The 19112-nt window shown below is 61.2% G+C and carries 14 protein-coding genes and 1 tRNA gene; 11 read left to right on the forward strand and 4 right to left on the reverse strand.

Annotation, left to right across the window (positions count from 1 at the left end):
* The first annotated feature begins 107 nt into the window (after positions 1-107).
* From JQ553_RS34265 to JQ553_RS03280, 3 genes are all read left to right on the forward strand, one after another.
* Positions 108-272: a YidB family protein gene (locus tag JQ553_RS34265; RefSeq protein WP_409363021.1), complete on the forward strand. Its 165-nt coding sequence runs from the start codon at positions 108-110 to the stop codon at positions 270-272.
* Between the two features lie 45 nt (positions 273-317).
* Positions 318-1112 (forward strand): potassium channel family protein, encoded by a 795-nt coding sequence (locus JQ553_RS03275; protein WP_409363022.1) that lies wholly within the window; start codon positions 318-320, stop codon positions 1110-1112.
* Positions 1113-1192: 80 nt separating this feature from the next.
* Positions 1193-2194, forward strand: coding sequence for a DUF808 domain-containing protein (locus tag JQ553_RS03280; protein WP_212498434.1), 1002 nt, complete (start codon positions 1193-1195; stop codon positions 2192-2194).
* A 140-nt stretch (positions 2195-2334) separates the two neighbouring features.
* Here the strand turns inward: JQ553_RS03280 and JQ553_RS03285 are convergent, their stop codons facing one another.
* Positions 2335-3156, reverse strand: coding sequence for a DUF4886 domain-containing protein (locus JQ553_RS03285; protein WP_212498435.1), 822 nt, complete (start codon positions 3154-3156; stop codon positions 2335-2337).
* A 196-nt stretch (positions 3157-3352) separates the two neighbouring features.
* On the opposite strand from JQ553_RS03285, the gene JQ553_RS03290 reads away from it, so the two are divergent.
* Positions 3353-4729, forward strand: coding sequence for a cytochrome P450 (locus JQ553_RS03290; protein ID WP_212498436.1), 1377 nt, complete (start codon positions 3353-3355; stop codon positions 4727-4729).
* Positions 4730-4946: 217 nt separating this feature from the next.
* Here the strand turns inward: JQ553_RS03290 and JQ553_RS03295 are convergent, their stop codons facing one another.
* Positions 4947-5792 carry an SDR family NAD(P)-dependent oxidoreductase gene (locus tag JQ553_RS03295; RefSeq protein ID WP_212498791.1) on the reverse strand — a complete coding sequence of 282 codons (846 nt, stop codon included), beginning with the start codon at positions 5790-5792 and terminating at the stop codon, positions 4947-4949.
* 186 nt (positions 5793-5978) lie between these two features.
* Between JQ553_RS03295 and JQ553_RS03300 the strand changes: the two genes are divergently transcribed.
* The 4 genes from JQ553_RS03300 to JQ553_RS03315 all read left to right on the forward strand — a co-directional run bounded on the left by JQ553_RS03300 (position 5979) and on the right by JQ553_RS03315 (position 12949).
* A complete protein-coding gene (locus JQ553_RS03300; RefSeq protein ID WP_212498437.1) occupies positions 5979-6941 on the forward strand; it encodes a sensor histidine kinase in 963 nt (320 codons plus the stop codon).
* 252 nt (positions 6942-7193) lie between these two features.
* Entirely contained in the window at positions 7194-8927 is a 1734-nt protein-coding gene (locus JQ553_RS03305) for a bifunctional diguanylate cyclase/phosphodiesterase (protein WP_212498438.1), read from the forward strand.
* 392 nt (positions 8928-9319) lie between these two features.
* On the forward strand, positions 9320-12424 hold the full coding sequence (locus JQ553_RS03310) for an EAL domain-containing protein (RefSeq protein WP_409363023.1): 3105 nt from the start codon (positions 9320-9322) through the stop codon (positions 12422-12424).
* Between the two features lie 120 nt (positions 12425-12544).
* The gene (locus JQ553_RS03315) at positions 12545-12949 is read left to right on the forward strand and encodes a YccF domain-containing protein (RefSeq protein WP_212498439.1); all 405 of its coding nucleotides are present in this window, start codon (positions 12545-12547) and stop codon (positions 12947-12949) included.
* A 12-nt stretch (positions 12950-12961) separates the two neighbouring features.
* Here JQ553_RS03315 and JQ553_RS03320 read toward each other — a convergent pair whose 3' ends face one another.
* Positions 12962-14041: an LLM class flavin-dependent oxidoreductase gene (locus tag JQ553_RS03320; RefSeq protein WP_212498440.1), complete on the reverse strand. Its 1080-nt coding sequence runs from the start codon at positions 14039-14041 to the stop codon at positions 12962-12964.
* A gap of 150 nt (positions 14042-14191) precedes the next feature.
* Between JQ553_RS03320 and JQ553_RS03325 the strand changes: the two genes are divergently transcribed.
* Together JQ553_RS03325 and JQ553_RS03330 are read left to right on the forward strand one after the other, a co-directional pair.
* Positions 14192-14268 (forward strand) — tRNA-Arg (locus JQ553_RS03325).
* Positions 14269-14786: 518 nt separating this feature from the next.
* On the forward strand, positions 14787-16166 hold the full coding sequence (locus JQ553_RS03330; RefSeq protein WP_212498441.1) for a cytochrome c peroxidase: 1380 nt from the start codon (positions 14787-14789) through the stop codon (positions 16164-16166).
* Between the two features lie 8 nt (positions 16167-16174).
* Here JQ553_RS03330 and JQ553_RS03335 read toward each other — a convergent pair whose 3' ends face one another.
* Positions 16175-16468, reverse strand: a complete 294-nt coding sequence (locus JQ553_RS03335; protein ID WP_212498442.1) for a hypothetical protein — start codon at positions 16466-16468, stop codon at positions 16175-16177.
* A gap of 196 nt (positions 16469-16664) precedes the next feature.
* Between JQ553_RS03335 and JQ553_RS03340 the strand changes: the two genes are divergently transcribed.
* Complete coding sequence (locus JQ553_RS03340) at positions 16665-18491, forward strand: alkaline phosphatase family protein (protein ID WP_212498443.1); 1827 nt, start codon at positions 16665-16667, stop codon at positions 18489-18491.
* Positions 18492-19112 lie beyond the last annotated feature (621 nt).

Genomic DNA, 19112 nt, shown 5'->3' on the forward strand with positions numbered 1-19112 from the left:
GGCTATTTGGAGAACGATTGTTCGGCCGCGCGGACGATTGCCAAAAGTCTGCCATCCGCGAACAAAATCGGCAGCCCAGCGAAATGTCGCGATGTATGAGGCGTGGAATGCCATTTAAGCTAAAGCAGGCCATCGGACGGGACGTCTTGACAAGGCTGGTGAAACAGACCGGCTTGTCGCAAGAAGAGCTTCTTGCCCGATCTTCACGGGAAGTGCCAGCAGCCGTCGACAAGTATACGCCGGATAGTCGTTTCCCCCTGACTCCCGATTAGACAGCGTTGACAATGGTGCTCCCTCACAACTCAGGTGAACATGGGTTGGTTGACACTGTCGCCAGCCCATTTGAACTGGTGAGGGGCAGGATTCGGCAACTATATGAGGGCGAAACTCCCGGCGGGGTACGGTTCAGGTATGCCTTGCTGGTGCTCGATATTGTTACAGTTCTATTTATCATCGTCACATCGTTCCTGCCTCGTAGCAAGGCCGTTGAATCGCTGGACGTTGTGTTCGGCGTCCTGATCCTTGCGGATTTCTCCGCGCGGTTGATTATCAGCCGACACCCCCTGCAGGACTTCACCCGCCTGTCGACGTGGACGGATATGGTGGTGATTGTTTCATTTCTTGCGCCGCTCGCCGGAGAAGCTGGTGGCTTTCTGCGCACGCTTCGAACATTGCGGCTGCTGCGCGACGTTCAAATGGTAGCGCGGCTACGAATTGACAGTCCTTTCTTTCGAAAGAATGAGGAAGTCATCTTTGCCGTCGCGAACCTCGCTGTGTTCATTTTCGTGATGACAGGGATTGTCTACGAGACTCAGAAATCTCACAACAATCAGATCGCAAACTATGCCGATGCGCTCTACTTTACGGTCACGGCGCTGACCACGACCGGTTTTGGCGATATCACTTTGCCAGGAACGATTGGCCGCCTGATAACGGTCGTCATCATGATCTTCGGCGTGACGCTTTTCTTGTATCTCGCCAAGGCCTTGTTGGCGCCGGCCAAGGTGCGATTCCCGTGTCCGATCTGCGGGCTGCAACGCCACGATATCGATGCCGTGCATTGCAAGGCGTGTGGGACGGTATTGAACATTCCTGACGAAGGCTCGGACTAGTCACATGCCGCTGTCGACACGATCGGCTCACGTGCAGTGCGGGCTCCACGTTGCTGCCACGTGCCAAAGAAGGACATGCGATGAGCATAGGGCTGCTGGGGCTGCTCGACGACGTTGCTGCGATCGCGAAGGTGGCGGCTGCGTCTCTGGACGATGTGGCGGCTCAAGCCACCAAAGCGGGCGCCAAAGCGGCCGCTGTCGTAATCGATGATGCAGCCGTTACACCACGATATGTATTCGGGTTCTCGGCTGAGCGGGAACTGCCGATCGTGGCCAGGATCGCCGCTGGCTCGCTTCGGAACAAGTTACTTGTCTTGCTTCCTATCACCCTGGCCGTCAGCTATTTCCTTCCAGGGATGCTCGTGCCGCTCCTCATGTTGGGTGGTGTCTACCTCTGCTACGAGGGAACCGAAAAGGTTCTGGAGGTCATCGCGCCTCATAAGGCCCGCGACCATGAAGCTCGCGTGGGCACGGTTGCGGTGAACGCGCAGACACTCGAGGACGAGAAAGTCGCCAGCGCCGTCAAGACCGACTTCATTCTCTCGGCGGAGATTATGGCGATTACGTTGGCGGCCGTTCCTGATGCAAGATTCTGGATGCAGGCGCTGGTGTTGGCGGTCGTCGGAATCGGCATCACCATCGCGGTCTATGGCGTGGTCGCCTTGATCGTGAAGGCCGACGACATCGGGGTGGCTCTTGCAAGACACGATGGAGATTCAATTGGCGGTTTCATGAGTCGCGCATTCGGACGCGCGCTGGTTCTCGGTATGCCGGGATTTCTCACGTTTCTCGGCGCTGTCGGTACTGCAGCCATGATCTGGGTCGGCGGAAGCATTATTGTCCACGGCCTCGAGGCGTATGATGTGCATTTTGTCGGTCATGCCATCGGGTCCGCCGCCAAAGCTGCAGCTAACACGCTAACCTCTATTGCCGCGGTGGCGCAATGGACGGTTGAGACCTTCCTTTCAGGGATCATTGGGCTGTTGGTCGGCGGGATAGCGATCCCGGCAATCGGATTTACCGTCGCTCCCGCGTGGAAGGTCTCGAAGCGGATTTGGTCGAAGCGTGGCGGACGATGCTAGATCTGGCCTAATATGCTTCGGCCATCCGCTGCTGTGCCTCGCGCTCTTAGTGGGTTCCAAGCCTGAAGCTAAATCCTGCCCGCATCACCTTTCATCATCTTCTCCTCGCCCGCGTCGAGCAGCGGAAGACGCGACCCGGGCTACTTCCGGTAATAATCCTGCACCGTGTCCCAGGCGATCCGCTGCAGGAAGCTCGCGGTTGGCTCGTCGAGACCCGCGCGATAGGAATTGCCGACCGGCGACTTGCCGGTCAGCGCTGCAAACACCACGCAGGATGCGAGATAGGTGCCGGCGGGCGAAGGGTGGCGACGGTCGATGGCATGCAACACGAGTTCGGGCTGCTTCTCATGGGCGCGGGCAAAGGCGAGGCCGGCGGGAATTACCAGCGCATCGTTATCGTTGCCGGCGATGGTGTAGGCCTCCGCAAGCTGCGCCGTCATCTCCGGTTTGTCGGCATAGGCCCATGACATGAAGAAGATCGGTCGCGCTCCATGCTTGCGAACGATGTCGGCGTCCTTTTTCGCGTATTCGGTAAACACTGGCTTCAGCGTCGGATGGATCGGGCATTGGCTGCAATCCATCATGATGGCGGCATCGAACAGCCGGTCGAGCTTGTTGAAGACCACGTTGTTGTTGTCGTCGAAGGAATACTTGCCGATCGCATCAGTGCGGAAATAGCTCTCGACATCATGCCAGTCGAAGCCGGAGCCGCCGATCGTCACCGAGGTGGCGCGATAGTCCTGCTTGTGCTCGGGATCGGCGGCACGCTGCATCGCCAGCACATGGCTATGCATACTGTTATTGTAGTAGAAGAAGCTGTTGCCTATGAAGATCTCTGTCTTGGGAAAATCCGGCCCGAGCGTTGTGATCTTCGGCTTGGTTTGCGCCAGCGCCGCCGGCGATCCGATGGCGATGCTGCCCAATGTGAGGGCGATAACAAAACCGCGAAATGAAATCGGCATAACGGCCCCTCCTTGCGATCGCCTCATTTTTCGGTACGCCCTGACGCATTGTTGTTTGGGCGGGCTGGCGCGAAAACGCTATAGCACAGACCTGCCGCTCCGCGACACGATCCGACGAACGAAGTGCCGCTTTGCATCGGGACGGCGAAGGATTATCTACCAACCACGGCTACGCGACCCAATTGGAGCAACGGCCATGTCGATCCACGTTGCGTCGTCCACCGCGACCACGCTGAAGCCGCCGAAGCGCAATTCGCTGAAACACATTCCGGGCGAAGAGGGCTGGCCGTTCATAGGCAAGACGCTGGAAACGCTCGCCGATCCCAAAGGCTTTGTGGAGCGAAGCGCCGCGAAATACGGCCTTGTGTATCGCGCCCATGTCTTCGGCGAGACCAGCATTACAGCGCTCGGGCCAGAAGCCAACCAGCTCCTGCTGTTCGATCAGGCCAAGTTGTTCTCCTCCGAGCTTGGCTGGGGATTCGTTCTCGGCCGCCTGTTCCCGAGAGGACTGATGCTGCGCGACTTCGATGAACACCGCGTGCACCGCCGTGCGCTGTCGGTTGCCTTCAAGTCCGAGCCGATGAGGTCCTATTTCACTGAACTGGACCGGGGCATCGCCGCGCGCGTCGCAAAATGGAAGAAAAGGCCCGGCGAAATGCCAATCTATCCTGCGATGAAGCAGCTCACCCTCGACCTTGCCGCGACCTCGTTCCTCGGAGCCGACATTGGGCCCGAGGTGAATGAAATCAACCGCGCTTTCGTTGACATGGTTGCCGCTTCCGTCGCCCCGATCAGGACGCCGTTGCCGGGCACCCAGATGGCGCGCGGCGTGAAAGGTCGCAAGCGCATCATCGCCTATTTCTCCGAGCAGATTCCGATCCGGCGCGCGCGAGGCGATGGCGACGATCTGTTCTCGCAGCTATGCCGGGCGACGCATGAGGACGGCGCCCTCCTGTCCGAGCAGGACATCATCGATCACATGAGCTTCCTGATGATGGCCGCGCACGACACGCTGACGTCGTCGCTGACTTCGTTCGTCGGCGAGCTTGCCGCCCATCCCGAGTGGCAGCAGAAGCTGCGCCGCGAAGTCAGCGCGCTCGGCATTGCGACCGAAGAGCCCACCAGCCTCGATCATCTCAACGCCATGCCGCTTTCGGAAATGGCGTTCAAGGAGGCGCTGCGCCTCAAGCCTCCGGTGCCGTCGATTCCGCGTCGCGCCGTGCGCGATTTCTCGTTCAAGGGTTTTGCGATTCCGGCCGGCACCCTGATGGGCGTCAATCCGCTGTTCACACATCACATGGCGGACATCTGGCCCGAGCCTGATAGCTTCGACCCGATGCGCTTCACCGACGAGGCACAGCGCGGCCGACATCGTTTCGCCTGGGTGCCATTCGGCGGCGGCGCGCATATGTGCCTCGGCCTGCATTTTGCCTACATGCAGGCGAAATGCTTCGCGAGACATTTTCTGCAAAATCTTCAGGTATCGCTGCCGGCGGGCTACACACCGAGCTGGCAGATGTGGCCGATCCCGAAGCCGCGCGACGGGCTCCGCGTGATGGTGAAGCCGGTGTAGAGCGACGAGCCGTCGTTGCGAGGAGCGAAGCTTTGGCGAGCCCGAAGCAATCCGTCCTCGCAAGCGTTATAGCGTTTTCGGGCGAAGCGGACGCCGGTTAGCGTAAAGAAAACGCGTAAAACAAAAATCAAGAGCTCCGGTTCTGATTCAATCAGAACCGAAGCTGTTGGAAGCTGGATTGCTTCGCTCGCGACGACGGCCCCTTTCGCGCCGCCGCCTATCGGCCAGCGCCCTGCCCGAACGCCTTGCGCAACTCGACATAGCCTTGTTGCTGCTGGCTCCAGTTGCGGCCGCCAGTGATCGCGCCGTCGACTACGAGGTCGTGGCCGTTGATGAAGCTCGACTCGTCGCTCGCCAGGAACACCGCCGCATGCGCGATGTCGTCGGACAGGCCGGCGCGGGGGATCGGCTGTGCGGTCCGGTACACCTCGCGCATCATCGCCGAGGTCTTCTCGGCGGCCTCCGTCGATAGCCCGAGCGCCTTGCCAATGATGCCGGTCGCGATCGCGCCGGGCGAAATCGAATTGACGCGGATGCCGGCCTCGCCGAGTTCCATCGCCACGCATTTGGTGAAATGAATGACGGCGGCCTTCGCCGCACCATAGACCATCGACGACGAGAAGCCGGCGAGCCGTCCGGCGATGCTGCCATTGTTGATGATGCTGCCGGAACCCTGTTTGCGCATGTAGGGCGCGGCATGCTTCATGCCGAGCATCACGCTGCGCACCAATGTGGCCATCGCCGCATCGAACCGTTCGACCTCGAGGCCCTCGATGCCGCCGGTCTGTGCCGGACCGCCGGCATTGTTGAACAGGCAGTCGATCCGGCCGAATTTCTCGACGGCAAGCGCGATCAGCGCCTTCATCTGATCCTCGACCGTCACGTCGGTCTGGCGGAACACGCAAGTCGCGCCAAGCTGTTTTGCCAATGCCTCGCCCTCCGGCACGCGGCGTCCCGCGATGACGATCCGGGCGCCTTCGGCGACGAATACTTCCGCTGTGCGCAATCCGATACCACTGGTCGCGCCCGTGATCACCGCGACCTTGCCGTCGAGCCGTCCCATGTCGATACCCTCAATTATCCAGGTGAGATGATGCGGATCATCTCCGTCGGCGATGGCCAAAGCAAGCTCGCAGCGCGGCTGGCACTGGCGCGCCGGGTCCACTTGTGGCCTGAAGGACACAACCGCAGATTTTCGGTCGCAGTGGCCATATTTTGGGTCGGCTGATCTCGTGAATTGATTGATGCGATGGCGAAGTGGATCGACGAGTTCAGGCACGGCTGGCAGGGCGTTTCCCAGCCTTCGCTACCGCTTGCAATCGGCTTTGCGCTGGTCTGTCTCGTTCTGGCTACCGCGGCGCGCTGGGGACTCGCCCTGATCAGACCGGATGTTTTTTTTACACCGTACCTTCCGGCCGTGTTCTTCGCGACCGCCTTTGGCGGCTATCGGGTCGGGGTCGCGACCGCCCTGGCTAGCGGAGCGCTCGGCGTCGCGGTCAACTTCTCCGGCGCAACAGCGGATACCGCCCGCTTCGCTCTGCTGATGATCTTCTGGGTGGTATGCGGCATCGCGATCTGGGGTGTCGAACACTATCGGACCATAGTCCTGCAGCAACGCCAGATCTCCAGACGCCTGATCGAGGAGGAGCAATACCGCAAGCTTGTCGTGGACGAACTGCAGCACCGGCTGAAGAACAAGTCCTCGACCATCCATGCCGTGCTGCATCAGGCGCTGCAGGATCGGCCCGACGTGTGGGGGCGGATCGACCACCGCATCCGGGCGCTATCGGCAACCGACGATCTGATCGCGCGGGTCGACGGCTATGGATGCGATATCAAGGATTTGCTGCGCTCCGAGCTCGGCCCCTACGGCCATGTCCGGTTCAACCTCAACGGCGAGCAGCTGTTCCTGCCCGCCAAGCTCGCGGTCTCGCTGGCGCTGATCTTCCACGAACTCGCCACCAACGCCGGCAAATACGGCGCGTTCTCTTCCCCGCGCGGCTTCCTGCAGGTGTCGTGGACGGTGGATGATGACCGTCTCAACGTCACCTGGGACGAAACCGAGGGCCCAGCGGTCGAGACGATCGGCGAAGCGGGCTTCGGCACCAAGCTTCTGAAATCGGCGCTGCGGCCGTTCGACGGCAAGACCGAGATCAGCTACCTCAAGACCGGCGTTCATTGCACGATGCAGTGCCGCCTTCCGGCAGCCTGAAAGCACGATCCGGAAAAGTGCGGCGTTTTCGCCTGCGGATGTCAAGCGCGCGGCCCGCAAGCGCTTTCGCAAGCGACCCTGCCGCGCATTGATACTCTGTTAATGACGATCGTCACGACGGCTTGCGAAACTTCGCTCCGCCCCTTTTCTGTCACCGCTTTCGCAGATCCGCTTAACCAAAACTACAAAGGAATTTGCCAAGCTACTTCCATGCAAATTCTCACCAAAAACGACTTTCAGTCCGACGCGCGAATGCCCGGTAATGAAGGCAATTCCAGCGATGAACTACGCATTTTGCGCGACCTTCTCCGCCTGCTGCCCTCCGGGGTAACCGTCCAGGACGAGCGCGGCGAGTTTCTCATGGTGAATGAAGCGGCCGCGGCACAGATGCAGCTCGCCGCCAATTCCGGCCAGCCGTCGCAGATCGACAACCGCCATGAGACGTGTCTCGAATTGCTGCGCAACGGCGAGCCCGTGGTACTCGAGGAAGCCGTGACCTGCGGCGCATCGAAGCACGTCTACCTCACCTCGCACCGACCGGTGCAGATCGCGGGACGCAATCTTGTCATCTCGGCCTCGGCCGACATCACCGAGCAGAAGGCGTTCGAGGACCAACTGTTCCGCTCCGCCTATTACGACGAGCTGACCGGACTGCCGACCCGCCGCGTGATCGAGCATCGCGTCAACAGCCTGATCAACCACGATGACGCGCAAGGCCAGTTCGCGCTCGCCTTCCTCGACCTCGACAACTTCAAGCACATCAACGATTATTACGGCCACACGATCGGCGATGCGCTGCTGGTCGAGTTCTCCAAACGTCTCGGCCTCTCTTTGCGCGAGACCGACATCCTGTCCCGCATCAGCGGCGACGAGTTCCTGCTGCTGCTCAACCCGATCGGCGGCGATCATGAAGTCATCGAGTTCATCCGTACCGTGCAGGGACGGCTAAAGGCGCCGTTCTTCATCGAGGAGTCCGAGATCTTCGCCTCTACCTCGATCGGCGTCAGCCTTTATCCGCAGCATGGCCGGAGCTACGAGGCGCTGCGGCAAAATGCCGACATCGCGATGTACCGGGTCAAGAACCTCGGCAAGGGGTCCGCGGCATTCTTCGACGCCAGCATGGAGCGCGAAGCGCTGGCGAGGATGAAGGTCGAGCAGTCGCTGCGGCTCGCGATCCTGGAAAAGCGCTTTTGCTGCGCATTTCAGGCCAAGGTCGACATCCGCACGCAGGAGGTCAAGGGCATCGAGGCGCTGGTACGGCTGCGCGACGGCGATGGCGTGATCCAGGCCCCCGGCACCTTTATCAATCTTGCCGTCGAGCTCGGGCTGATCGACGAGCTGACGCATGTGGTGCTGGCGGACATCGTCAAGTCGATCGACCTGATCAACGAGACGTTCGGCCCCAACGCAACCATCAGCATCAACGTCGCGGCCAGGCAGGCCGGCAACCTCGAATTCATGCGTTCGTTCGCCCGCGCGATCGAGGAAACCGGGTTTCCCAGGCGCTTCATGATCGAGGTGACCGAGGACGCCTTCGTCGCCAAGTCGCATTTCCAGGACCATATCCTGCCGATCCTGCGCAAGATCGGCGTCGGCATCTCGATTGACGATTTCGGCTCCGGATATTCGTCGCTGTCGGCGCTCGCCGACATCACCGCGGACGAGATCAAGATCGACCGTTCCTTCATCACCGACATCCACAAGCGGCCGCGCAGCCAGGGCATCCTGCGCGCGATCGAATCCTTGAGCGAAGCGCTCGGCATGACCGTGATCGCGGAGGGCATCGAGTCGCACGAGGAACTGGCCTATCTGCAGGCAGCGACCAAGATCCGCTACGCGCAAGGCTACTACTTCGCCAAGCCGATCTTCCTCGAGGACATGAAGTCCGCGCCGCCGCTGACGAGCGAATCGCGCGCCAGCATGGCGGCCCGTCCCGCGCAGGAAACCCGCGTCGCCTATTCGCGCGCCAGCGGCTATCGCCGGTAGCGCGGGACAATCCTTGTCCGACAACTCCGCCAAACTCCCTGCCGGGCGAGGCAATCGCGCATGACCTGGTGCGCTGGCCCTGACGCCTCCACATTGTCATGGCCGGCTTGTCGCGACCATCGCCGACCCGTTCGCTGGTGCCAGGACGGGGGCGCCCCTGACGGCTCGGACATAACGAGTTTGTGGAGAGACGGCGCACCAAACTCGCAGCATGATTGCCCCCCGCCCTCCAGAGGAAGGTCGGAACGACGGGAATCGCTCCAACCCCGGTTCGGCAAATGCACAACCAGTACGTTTAGATACAAAAATATACCTATTAAGCGTTGAGTAACCGGTCTTCCTAACTATTTGTGGGAATTCTGCGGCGTATGGAGTTCTCCGGGACGAAAGGAATGCACAGGTTGATGCGGGGACTGATCAAGGTCCTGTCCGGACAAGGCGCCGGCTGGCGGCGGATCGCGGCGACGATGCGCGGGCCGGTGCTGTGGTTGACGCTGTGCGGCGCCTTGCTGGTCATGGCGATCTTCGTCGGCACCAGCATGATGATCGGCGAATTTCGCGAGCGAGCGCTCGCCAACAGCGAGCGCGAGCTGGAAAACACCGTGCGGCTGCTCGCCCGCCATTTCGACGAGCAGTTCGAAGATTCCGACATCATCGCCTCAAACATGATCACCCGGTTGCGAATCCCCCAGATCACTTCGCCGGAGGACTTCAGGGCGAAGATGTCGACACCGGATACTTATCAGGCGTTGACGGCCACGGGCGTCTCGTTTCTCGGCGATCTCTCGCTGTTCGGTGCCGACGGCAAGATCATCACCTGGTCGCTCGAATTGCCGCCGCCGGCCGGTCTCGACATCTCCGGCCGCGACTATTTCAGGAGCTTCGAATCCGATCCGCATTCCACGCCGGTGCGTACCGAAACGTTGCGCAGCCTGATCGACGGAAGCCTGAACACCGTCATCGCCCATCGCCTCGCCGGACCGGATGGCAACTTTCTCGGCGTCATGATCCGGCGGATCAATCCCCTGCACTACGAGAAGTTCTTCGCGTCCATCGCGCCGGGAACGAGCGCGGCAATCACCATGTTCCATACCGACGGCACCCTGCTTGCGCGCTATCCCCACCTGGACGAGCCGGTCGGGCAGATGCATCTCAGCGCGCCGCTGGTCGATCTCGCCACCCGCAAGGGCGGCCAGCATACGCTGCGCTTCATCAACCCGATCGATGAGACCGCGCGGCTCGGCTCCGCGGCGAGACTCACGCATTTCCCGGCGGTCATCGTCGCAACCAACACGGTGGAAGCCGCACTCAGCGACTGGCGCACGCAGACCCGCTTGCTGATCGCCGCGGCCACTCTGGCCGCGTCCACCGTGGCGCTGGTGCTGTTCGTCATCGTACGGCAGATCAGGAGGCAGGATCGCGAAGCCCAGCGGCGGCTGGAGTCGGAGCGGCAGCGGCTCGACACCGCGCTGAACAACATGATCCAAGGTCTTGTGCTGTTCGATACGTCGGCCCGCGTGGTGGTCTGCAATCAGCGCTATCTCGACATGTGCGGGCTTTCGTCCGACTTCATCAAGCCGGGATGCTGCTTCGAGGATGTGATGCAGCAGCGCAAGGCGAGCGGCTCGTTCGACGGCGACGTCGACGAATTCTGCGCCATGGTCCGGACCAATGTCGCCAACGGCAAGGTGACGGAGAGTGTTACGTCCTCCGTCGACGGACGCAGCTTCTCGATCATCATCAAGCCGCTCGCCCACGGGGGCTGGGTCGCGACCATCGAGGACATCACCGAACGGCGCAACCTGGAGCAGGAGCGCGACCGCAACAATGCCTTCCTGCGTGAGATCGTCGACCACATCCCGTCGCAGATCACGGTGAAGGACGCGCATACGCGCCGCTATCTGCTGGTCAACCGCGTCGCCGAGACGCAATTCGGGATTTCGCGAGCACTCGTGATCGGCAAAACGGCGTTCGACATCTTCCCGCGCGCCTCCGCCGAAACCATCACCGCCGACGACGACACGATGCTGAAATCGAACGGCGGCTTCTTCAAGGGTGAGCACCGCTGGCACAGCCATGTGACCGGCGAGCACTACATCACGTCACAACGCATCGGCATTCGCGATCGCGCCGGCACGCCGCGCTACATCATCAACGTCGTGGACGACGTCACCGAACGCCGCCGCGCCAACGAGACGATCGCGCATCTCGCCCATTACGACGCGCTGACCGATCTGCCGAACCGCGTGCTGTTCCGCGAGCAGATCGAGCGCGAACTTGGAAAGGCGAAGGACGGCGAACGCTTCGCGCTGCTCTACATCGACATCGATGAGTTCAAGGGCATCAACGATTCGCTCGGCCATCACGTCGGCGACGAGCTGCTCAAGACCATCGCCGTGCGCATCAAGTCCTGCCTCAAGGACGGCGACCTGATCGCGCGGCTCGGCGGCGACGAGTTCGCGGTGATCCAGACTGCGGTCGCCGGCCCCGACGAGGTCGAGGCGTTCGTCGCCGGAATCCGTGGCGCGATCCGTCAACCCTGCGACTGCCTCGGATATCATTTGTCGACCGACGCCAGCATCGGCGTCGCGCTGGCGCCGCAGGACGGCACCGAGCTCGACCAGTTGATCCGCAACGCGGACATCGCGATGTACGGCGCCAAGGCCGGAGGACGGCACACCCACCGCTTCTTCGAGCCGGAGATGGGCGCCAATGCCAAAGCGCGGCTGATGGTGGAGCAGGACCTGCGGCAGGCGATGATCGATGGCGGCTTCGAGATCCATTACCAACCCCTGCTCGGCCTGCACTCCAACGAGGTGACCGGCTGCGAGGCGCTGCTGCGCTGGCGGCATGCCGAGCGCGGCATGGTGTCGCCGGCCGAATTCATTCCTGTTGCGGAGGACACCGGGCTGATCGGCGAACTCGGCGAGTGGGTGCTGCAAACCGCGTGCATGGAGGCCGCGACCTGGCCGGAGCATGTCCGCCTCGCGGTCAACGTCTCGCCGGTGCAGTTCAAGAACCTGGCGCTGCCGCTGAAGGTCGCGAGCGCGCTTGCCGCATCCGGTCTGGCGCCGAGCCGGCTCGAGCTCGAGATCACCGAGGCGGTGCTGATCGGCGACGACGAGGTGGCACTCTCCATTTTGCATCAGCTCCGCGACGTTGGCGTGCGGATTGCGCTCGATGACTTCGGGACCGGCTATTCGTCGCTGAGCTATTTGAAGCGCTTCCCGTTCGACAAGATCAAGATCGACCGCAGCTTCGTCAGCGACATCACCGTCGACGGCTCGGCGACAATCGTGCAGTCGGTGGTGAACATCGCAACGTCGCGCAACATGACAACGACAGCGGAGGGTGTCGAGACCGAAGAGCAGCGTGAGCTGCTGCGCAAGCTCGGGTGCACCGAGATGCAGGGCTACCTGTTCAGTGCGCCGAGGCCCGCCGCCGAACTGAGGCACCTGCTCATCCCCCGCGCCGAAAAGCCGCGCCTGAGCGCGTAGAGCACTGGTTCTGGATCGACTTAGAACCGCAGCGCCGGATTCCGGCTTTGCACCTACCGCAATGGAGCCCGCAGGCGTATATATTGAGTGTAGATTCACGCGGCGGAAAGGCGTCATCGCATGCAGCCTGTGTCTATCCTCCTGAACATCCTCTGGATTCTGATCGGCGGTGCGTGGATGGCAGTCGGCTGGCTGGTCGCTGCGGTCATCATGGCGATCACCATCATCGGCCTGCCCTGGGCGCGCGCGGCCTTCAATATCGCGGTCTACACGCTTTTGCCGTTCGGTTCGCGCGCGGTGCGCCGCGACGAGCTGACCGGCGAGAGCGACGTCGGCACCGGGCCGCTCGGCGTGATCGGCAATCTGATCTGGTTCATCCTGGCCGGCTGGTGGCTCGCAATCGGACATGTGATCACCGCAATCCTTCTTGCGGTGACCATCATTGGCATTCCCTTCGCCTGGGCGCATCTGAAGCTCGCCGGCATCGCGCTGTGGCCGATCGGCAAAGCGATCGTGCCGGCGTAAGCCCTGCGTCGATCATGCCGCGAGGCGGCCGGGATTGTTCGCGGCGAGAATCGGGCGGATCAGTCGGCCGAACCGCTCGGCCTCCTCATCGTGTAGATAGCCGGACAGGCAGAAGGAGTGGCAGCCCGCGTCGATGAAGCGCTGCAGCGTTTCGGCGCATTGTTCGGGGTTGCCGACCACGGCGATGCCGGCGCCGGGCCGCACTTTCGTGATTCCGGTCCACAGATGCGGCATCAAGAGATCACCATAGTCATGCGCGAGCTGCTGCACGCGCTGGTTCGCCTCCGAGCGGGTGTAGAGCGTCTTCATCTCCTGTTTCTGCCGCTCGGTGGCGTGCCGCACCAGGCGATCGGCGGCCTCCCAGGCATCCGCCTCGTTTTCGCGGCAGATCACCTGTAGCCGCATGCCAAAGCCAATGTCGTTGTCGCGATCATGGGCACGCGCCATCCGCCTGATCTCGGCGATGTTGTCGGCAATACGCTCCGGCAAATCGCCCCAGAACAGATGCACGTCGGAATGTTTCGCCGACAATTCCCAGGCCCGCCGCGAGCCGCCGCCGAGATAGAATCTCGGAAACGGCTGCTGCAGCGGCCGCGGCCTGATATGCGCGCCAGACAGCGTGTGGAATTTGCCCCGGTAGTGCACAGGGCCATGGGTGGTCCACAGCGCTTTCAGGATCGAGACCTCCTCCTCCATCAGCGCGTAGCGTTCTTCCTTCGCGAAGCGCACCCCCTCAGCCTCGACCTCGCTCTCGTTCTGGCCGGCGATCAGGTTGATCGAGATGCGCCCGCCCGACATCTGGTCGAAGGTCGAGATCATCTTGGCGAGTAGCACCGGGTTGATGTAGCCCGGCCGCGCCGCGATCAGCGGCTTGATCGACGACGAGCGCGCCGCCATGAACGCACCCGTGATCCAGGCCTCCCAGCACACCGAGCCGACCGGGATCAGGAGATATTCGAACCCGGCGTCCTCGGCCGCGCGGACCACGCGCTCACAGAGTTCCACCGAGCCCGCGACCTGGGCCTCCATCAACCCATAGGCCGTGGTGTCACCATGCGTGGGCAGATACCAGCCGAATTCCAGCGGACGCATGACGATCTCCCTCCTGTGGATGGTCTTTGATTGCTTTAGAAGCGCGCCACTTCCGCGCGCGGGTCTGTCTGGGCGCGCAGTTTACAGCCCGCCGGCCGCCCGCCAAGGGCGTTGCCGACGCGGAGCCAATCAGCTATTGAAGCCCTGCACGCACCCGTAGCTCAGCTGGATAGAGCGTTGCCCTCCGAAGGCAAAGGTCACACGTTCGAATCGTGTCGGGTGCGCCAGCGTTCGCCTTTCCAGGCTTTCCGCCACTCCTTGGCTTCGAAGGGCGGTCTTTTGCTCCGCCCGGGTCCTTGATGAGCGGATGGGCGTGGTTCGTTGCCCCTGACCTTCGCGCCGGCCGGCGACGCTCGAGTTAGCAATGAGATTTCGTCGAAGCTTCGCGGCGCTTGCATGAGCATGCCGGGAGCCGGGTGCAACTCGACAACTCGACTGACCAAGTCGATTGACCGGGAGTTCGGTGCGTACGAGTCGAGCGCTGTGGCTCAAGCCATCAAAGCGTGATCGAGCCGCGATCAAACGTGAACGCCGCACATCAGGCTGTCACAAAACAGCAATCGCAACATCGGATACGACGACCTCAAAGCGTGATGCCGAGGCGATCCGCAAGCATCGCTTGATCTCGGTCAAGAACGTTGCGGTGCTGCCGGAAACACCAGTCCCATCGCTAATCATCGAGCGGCTGGCGAGATCAGGCTTTCGCTCGCTTCAACATGTCGTCCGGAAAATCGAGGGCTAGCGGATGATCGTTCGAGTGTTTCTGTCGGCAGCCGCGGGCCTTGCATCAGTGTTAGTTCTTCAGCACGCCTTGGCCTTTCCGATCGAGGGCGTGAACACGTCGCTTCCCGTCGGAACCGAGCTGGACGATGACGCGGTCGATCAGCCGCGCGAGCAGTTTCACTCTGAGGCCATCGAAGGTCAGAAATCATATCTGGTGAAGCTCGGAAACATGGCGTTCAATACGCCTGCCATTCTCGGCGGCACCGCGCTGAAGGGCGGCGTCAGTTGCGGCACATGCCACATCAACGGTTCTTCCAATGGGAAGCTGTTCATCCCGGGATTGTCGATCCGTCATGGCGGTTTTGATACGACGAGCGCTCTGTTCAATCCGAAAGCCGAGAATTTCGTTCTCGATCCGGTTCGGGTTCCGAGCTTGCGCGGCGCGCGTTATCTTGCGCCTTACGGCCTCGACGGCAGAAAGGAATCGCTGCGCGATTTTGTCCGCACCGTGATCGTCGATGAATTCTCAGGTCCCGATCCCGCGCCTGCGATCCTTGATGCGTTGGTCGCCTATATCGAGGATATCGATTTTCTGCCCAACCCCCGCATCAGTATCGGCGGAAAATTGGCGGCGGACGCCAGCGAGGCCGAGCGGCGCGGCGAGGCCCTGTTCAGGAAGCCTTTTCCGCATGACGCGGATCTGAGCTGCGCGGGCTGTCACATTCCGTCCGCCGCGTTCGTCGATAACAAGCGGCACGATGTCGGCTCAGGTGGGCTCTACAAGACGCCGACGCTGTTGAACGCCGATTTCAACGCACCTTATTTTCACGACGCACGTTTCACCAATTTCGATCAGGTCGTCGATTACTTCGATCGCTCATTCACGCTCGGCTATTCGACCCAGGATCGGGCCGACATGGTTGCCTATCTGAAGGCGATCGGCGACGCCGTGCAGCCGTATGAACCCCTCACCACGGCGATCCTGTTGCAGGACATTTTCGACTTCGCGAGCGTGCTCGGCACCGCCATTCAGGCGCATGACAATGGCGTCATTTCTCTCACGGTCGCAGCCGTTGGTGGTGATCTCAACGATGTGATGGATCGCATTCCGGAGCAGGGCACCCCCGGCGTGTCTGGCGGCGAGAAAGAGCGCGACGCTGCACGCAATGCTCTCAAGGAAGCCGTGGCGATACTGGAACGGGTCGGCAGCGATGCAACTGCGGGAAAATACGACGACGCGGCGCGCGAATATCAAAACTACAATCACTGTATAAGTGTCGAGGTGCAGCCTGCTGTCAGTCGCGCGGAACCATGGTCGCTGCTGAACAAGGCCGTCCACGACGCTCATTATGCCGCTCTGCGACAGCAGCTGGAATCTAGTAGGAAGCAATCGACCAAGTAACTGGCCTTCTAACCGTCAGTCATTGTCGAACAACGCTCGAGCTCCGACGCCGAGGCGATCTGCATGCATCGCTTGATCGCGCTCAAGAACGTTGCGGTCCCGCCGAAAACATGGGGGTCCCGGGCGATTGCCTGACCTCTGGCGTCGCACGCCATTCCTGGAAGAATGGCCTGCCTGTCGGCGATGAACACCATGGCTGTCTTGAACCGGCGAACGACCACTCGAATAAGTTTCTCTCCACGTTGTCGATATCGATGCAACGTCTCGAAGCGACTTATCGCGAGCATTGTCGCGATCGACATGCGCTCACGTCCGTGTGGTTCACGTGCAGATGATCGGTGAATCGCCGAGGGTATTAGGAATGTCGCATCGCTGAAACAAACCGTTTCTACAAACCCGCCCAATCGACTGTGTCGAGAATGCCCGTACTCTTGAAACAAGGTATCCCCCATGCCATCGCCAACGCCTGTTCGTCATCATCTTCGTCGAATGCTTTGCTTGTCAGCAGCATCGTTGGCGCTGTGCTCCTCCGCCGGCCGCGCCGACGACGTTGATCAGGGCAAGCATGGCGACGATACGCGCACCCCGATCAAGCACGTCGTCGTCATCATTCCCGAGAACCAAACGTTCGATCATTACCTCGGGACCTATCCCAACGCGGCGAATATTCCCGGCGAGCAGAGCTGGCTCGGCGTGCCTGCGCCGAAATTCGTGGCGCGCCCCGGCACCCCAAAGGCCAACACCCTGACGCCCGCCTTGCTGAAGAACAATCCGAACCGGAGCATATTCGGAGTCCCCGCCAATCCCACGCGGTCTGGTCCGGCCGACGCCGTCACCTGCGATATGGGCCACGACTACGAGCCCGAGCAAAAGGCGTACAATGGCGGGAAGGTCGATCAATTCCCCGAGACCACTGCCGGCAAGGGCTCGGGTTGCCAGCCGGACGGCACAACCGTCATGACTTATTTCGACGGCAACACTGTCACAGCGATATGGAACTACGCTCAATACTACGCCATGAGCGACAACCACTTCTCCACGACCTACGGCCCCACGGTGCCCGGACACGCCAATCTCATTGCGGGTACCACGCACGGCATCATCATTCACGATCCTGCAAACCCGGCGAACCCCAACACCTCCGGCTTCTATGTCAATCCTAAGGACCAGTCGGTCACGCTCGTTGACGCGAATCTGCCCGGTTATCTCGACGATTGCGGCAGCGGCCGGACTTTTGAATTCACGGGCAAGAATGTCGGCGATCTCCTGAACGAGAAGAAGGTCACCTGGGGTTACTTCCAGGGCGGCTTCCTGCCGAGCACGCCCGCGACGTTAGACGCGAACGGCAAGGTGCTTACGCCCGCGGTTTGCAACACGACGCATAGCGCCCATCAGATGGAGATCAACGGCCGCACCTACCTGGTGCAGAACCCGAGCGTCAACAACCCGGGCGTGGACATTCACGCGCTCGCCAGGGATTACAGCACCGGCGTTACGCCGTTCATGAAATTTGCGAGCACGCGCAACCCGCACCATCTGCGGCCGAGCTCGCCGGAGATGATCGGCAAGACCGACCGGGCTAATCACATGTACGATATATCGGATTTCTTTACCTCGCTGAACGCCGGCTCAATGCCCGCGGTGAGCTACGTGAAGGCGCCGGTCTATCAGTACGGCCACCCTTCAAGTTCCGATCCGCTCACGGAACAAGGCTTTCTCGTGGAGACAATCAATGCGATCCAGAAGTCTCGCTTCTGGAAAGACACTGCGATCATCATCGTTTGGGATGACTCCGATGGCTGGTACGACCACGTCATGCCTCCGGTCTTGAGCCCGTCGGCGACCAACCTCGACTTCCTGTTTGGCCCCGGCAATTGCGGTACGCCGAAACCCGGTGCCGACGCTGCGCGCTGCGGCCTCGGCCCGCGCCAGCCTCTGCTTGTGATCTCGCCCTATGCGAAACCGAACTTCATCGATCACACCCTGACTCATCAGGCCTCGGTGCTTCGTTTCATCGAGGACAACTGGAAGCTCGGCTTCATCGATGGCCCGGTTGCTCCTCCCGAGGGTACCGGATCGGTTGACCGGACTGCAAATTCGCTCGATAACATGTTCGATTTCAAGCGCAAGCCGAATACGCGTCCTCTCATTCTCGATGCCGTCACTGGAACGATCGTCTCGGGAGGCGACAGCGACAACGACGGTCACGACCACGGCAACGGTCACGACCACGGTCACGGCAACGGCAACGGCAACGGCAACGGCAACGGCAACGGCAACGGCCATGATCACGACAACGGCCACGGTAACGATCACGACCACTAACGCGACAGCCGAAACGATTGAGCCACGACAACCGGCCCGCCGCAGGCATTTGCCTGCGGCGGAATTCCGCCTTCAGGAGGTTGTCCATCTGATCCGAGCCGAGGAAGCTCGGCGTAGCGGGAGATGCGAAGTTCGGCTATTCAACACACACCGATGAGAACGTCCTGCACGCACCCGTAGCTGAGTTGGATGGAGCGTTGCCCTCCGAAGGCGAATGTCACACGTTTCGAATCGTGTCGGATACGCCAGTCTATTCAGACAATTAGTTAGCTATGGAGCAGAGGGTTGAAACTGCGTTGCCCGCGGGATGTCCGCGGAATTTGTTCGTGTGCTGTTCGCGCCTAGCCCGTCGGCTCTCCGTAGCATCGGAGGCCGGCGATGAAACATCAGATCGAGTGCATCGGCTTCAAGCGGCATCACAAGAACACGTTGGTGGGCACAAGATTTCATTTGCGTACATCCAGATACGGAGTATCGGCTCAACGTTGCGTTGATCGATCAAGAAGGAGCGCGACATTGACCTCGTCCGTGATGTTCGCCTTCGACGGCTAAAGCGGACACGGGCATGAACAGACTAATGCCGCCTTTTGACCCCGAGCAGCCGTGAGGCCCAGGGAAGGC

This window comes from Bradyrhizobium lablabi, from assembly GCF_018131005.1.
Lineage (GTDB): Bacteria > Pseudomonadota > Alphaproteobacteria > Rhizobiales > Xanthobacteraceae > Bradyrhizobium > Bradyrhizobium lablabi_D.